General features: G+C 46.4%; 5 protein-coding genes. 3 read left to right on the top strand and 2 right to left on the bottom strand.

Going from position 1 to position 3,153, the window contains the following annotated elements; all coding sequences use genetic code 11:
* The 3 genes from B3182_RS16320 to B3182_RS03330 all read left to right on the top strand — a co-directional run.
* Window positions 1–111 (top strand): SEC-C metal-binding domain-containing protein (locus tag B3182_RS16320; RefSeq protein ID WP_414683336.1); only part of this gene is annotated, 111 nt, incomplete at its 5' end.
* Window positions 111–1,337, top strand: coding sequence for a bifunctional glutamate N-acetyltransferase/amino-acid acetyltransferase ArgJ (gene argJ, locus B3182_RS03325; RefSeq protein WP_292357861.1), 1,227 nt, complete (start codon window positions 111–113; stop codon window positions 1,335–1,337). The genes B3182_RS16320 and argJ, both read left to right, overlap by 1 nt.
* Before the next feature lie 13 nt (window positions 1,338–1,350).
* Window positions 1,351–2,403: a DUF3549 family protein gene (locus tag B3182_RS03330; protein WP_292357863.1), complete on the top strand. Its 1,053-nt coding sequence runs from the start codon at window positions 1,351–1,353 to the stop codon at window positions 2,401–2,403.
* 2 nt (window positions 2,404–2,405) lie between these two features.
* On the opposite strand, the gene B3182_RS03335 is transcribed toward B3182_RS03330, so the two are convergent.
* Window positions 2,406–2,957 carry a pyridoxamine 5'-phosphate oxidase family protein gene (locus B3182_RS03335; protein ID WP_292357865.1) on the bottom strand — a complete coding sequence of 184 codons (552 nt, stop codon included), beginning with the start codon at window positions 2,955–2,957 and terminating at the stop codon, window positions 2,406–2,408.
* A partial coding sequence (locus B3182_RS03340) for a peptide deformylase (RefSeq protein WP_292751533.1) occupies window positions 2,941–3,153 on the bottom strand: 213 nt, incomplete at its 5' end. The genes B3182_RS03335 and B3182_RS03340, both read right to left, overlap by 17 nt.

Genomic DNA, 3,153 nt, shown 5'->3' on the forward strand with positions numbered 1-3,153 from the left:
CCTACTGCGACCCAGCCGCTAACGCGAGATGGTAAAAAAGTTGGTCGTAATGATCCATGCCCATGTGGAAGTGGTAAAAAATTCAAGAATTGCCACGGCGCTGTCAAATAATGGCAGTAAATTTATCTGCTCCAATTGCTGCTGAATTAAAGCCTGTAAAAGGTGTTCGCCTTGCCACTACGAGCGCTGGGATTAAAAAGCCAGGGCGTCAGGATGTGGTTTTAATTGAACTGGCATCTGGAAGTCATACCGCAGCGGTTTATACCCGTAATGCATTTTGTGCAGCCCCGGTATTATTAGCCAGAGAGCATCAGCAACAATCATCTACACGCTATTTACTGATCAATTCTGGAAACGCCAATGCTGGAACCGGTGACGCGGGTATGGCGGCAGCAAAAGCATGTTGCCAGGCGGTGGCTCAGCTAGCAGAATGTGATACCCGTGCTGTATTGCCATTTTCCACCGGCGTTATAGGGCAGCCGTTACCTGTTGATAAAATTACCAATGCGTTACCTGAGGCGTTTACCAAACTAGCTGCTGATAACTGGTTTGCTGCAGCACACGCCATCATGACCACCGACACCATTGCCAAAGCGCGTTCAGTTGAACTGTCGTTAAATGGACAGCCAATCACACTGACAGGCATCGCAAAAGGCTCAGGCATGATTCGACCAGATATGGCGACCTTGTTGTCTTATATCGCCACGGATGCCGCTATAAGTGCCTCCACATTACAAAAGATGCTTGACGTTTCGATGGAGCAGTCTTTTAACAGTATTACCGTTGATGGCGATACCTCAACCAATGATGCCTGTGTCTTGATTGCTACTGGTCTGGCAGGTAATTCGATTATTGATGATATTGATAGCAGTGATGCACAACAATTTATTGAGGCCTTAAATAGTTTAAGTCGCTTCCTGGCCCAGGCCATTGTTCGCGATGGTGAAGGCGCAACCAAATTTATCAGCATTGATGTTCAACAGGGTGCTGATGCAGATGAATGTCGGCAGGTCGCCTATACCATTGCTCATTCACCGTTGGTAAAAACTGCATTGTTTGCCTCTGACCCAAACTGGGGGCGAATTCTGGCAGCGGTCGGTCGAAGTGGCTTGCCCAGTCTGGATTTATCGAAAATCGCCATTTACCTGGATAACGTATGTATTGTCGATGGGGGCCAGCCTGCTGCTGACTATACTGAAGAAAAAGGCCAGCAGGTCATGTCACAATCTGAAATAACCATTCGGGTAAAACTGGGTAGAGGCAACGTTGCCAAAACAGTCTGGACCTGTGATTTTTCTTACGATTACGTCAAGATAAACGCAGAATACCGTACCTGATACGGAGCAGGATATGGATATTGGACAGTTCAACACACTTAGCAAGTTTCTCAGGCAAAGTGGTGCACAATACCGGGTGTTTGATATGGGGCGCCGGGTTGGTAAATTAACCCCGGAACAGTTTGTCAGTTTTGATAATTGCCAGCAGCCTTACCCTTATCCTTTCAAACGTCACGCCCAAATAGGCATTATCTTCTGGCATCCGGATGCCCCAGAAAATCACTATGTATGGTTTCTTAAGTTTCCGCTGGATGAGCAGGGATTACTGGTTCCAGATGCCCGTGATGCTTTTCTGATGATGTTATTGGAAAGGCTCGGCGAAGCAATGTTGGCCGCCGCCGATGGTGAAAAAATTCAGGGAGCTCTGCAGGACAGTCCGTTCACCTTTCAGCCACGTCAGGATCGAATGGCCGCATTTAATGCTCACGCTACGCATGCACTGAAACAGCGCCCCTCCAAATATTACGATGCCGCCTATCGTTACTTCACTGGCGATCTCCCTTTGGATAAATGGCCTGGCTTGGCGATGCAGGGATTAGCTGATTTTGCTATTCGTCTGGATACCAATGAAGGTACATTAGGATTGATTAATACATTGCCTAAATTGCCTCAGGAACCATTTCATAATTTATGCGTTTTGCTGGAGCATGCAAGCCCTGCAGCAGGGGTAGTCGAAGTATTGGCACAGCAAGTAGATAATCAGTTACAGGAAAAACAACCCGATACAGCCAAAATCATTTCCTGTTTACGGGCAGCTTCCAATAGTCCTGCTCGTGGTTTAGTGGAGCGTATGGTGACTCAGGTGCTGAAACATCGTTGCAGTCGCGAAATTGAAGTGCTGGCAATAGTAAGTGGTCGAATCTGGTTGGCACTGGCCAAACAGCCAATCTGTGAGCTGTATCTTGAGCAACTTGCTCATAACGATGCTGGCCAGGCCGGTTTCAGCCAGTTATTGGCCGATCTGTTATTTATACCAGGGATGCGAGAGCCGGTTATGCAGGCTTTGCGTAATCCAAAACGTTCGGAAACTCTGGCAAAAGCCGTTGGGGAAATGTTCGGTCAATAGGATCAAATATTCTTTTTTACAATATCAGTTTCAATTCCATCCAGGCTGAATTGATTTTTTTCCCGCCAATATTCTTTAATACCAGTTTCACCTTTGCGTTCAGCCCAGTTATTCAGTAGTTCGCGTTCACCGACAAATTCAAAATAAGGTACAGCCATACCACATGAGGTCTGAACCAGATCGATATCCAGAATAAAAATCTGTCTGGCACCAGGTAATGGATCAAATAAGCCATACAGACTCTGCCACTCAGGATCTTTTTGATGTATTGCACGAGCCTGACCATAGACTCGTAGAATCAATGGCTTTCCTTCAAATGCACAAAACATGATGGTCATTCGAGGGGATTCCTCAATATGCGCAGCTGTTTCATTGCCGCTACCGGTCACGTTCAGCCAGACTAAACGATTACTGTTTAAAACTCTTAACGAGTCCATTCCCTTTGGGGAAACATTAACACGGCTGTCAGCCGTCGCTGTTGCTACAAAAAACAGATGTTGTTGATGAATAAACTGAATCAAACGATCAGATAGCGAATCAAACTGTTGTGCCATTATTGTCTCTGCCCTTGGATTTTTCAGCCAGCATTGAACGCCAGCTGGATTCGGTCATCATTTCCATTGTCGATTCCACCCGATCGACAAAAACTTTTCCGTCCAGATGATCCAGTTCATGTTGAAACAATAGGTAGACAAAGCCCTCATATGCCGTTTCACGATCACGCGGGAACACCATGGCGGCATCATAGAT

It is taken from the genome of Methylophaga sp. UBA4204 (assembly GCF_002379485.1).
Taxonomy (GTDB): Bacteria; Pseudomonadota; Gammaproteobacteria; order Nitrosococcales; family Methylophagaceae; genus Methylophaga.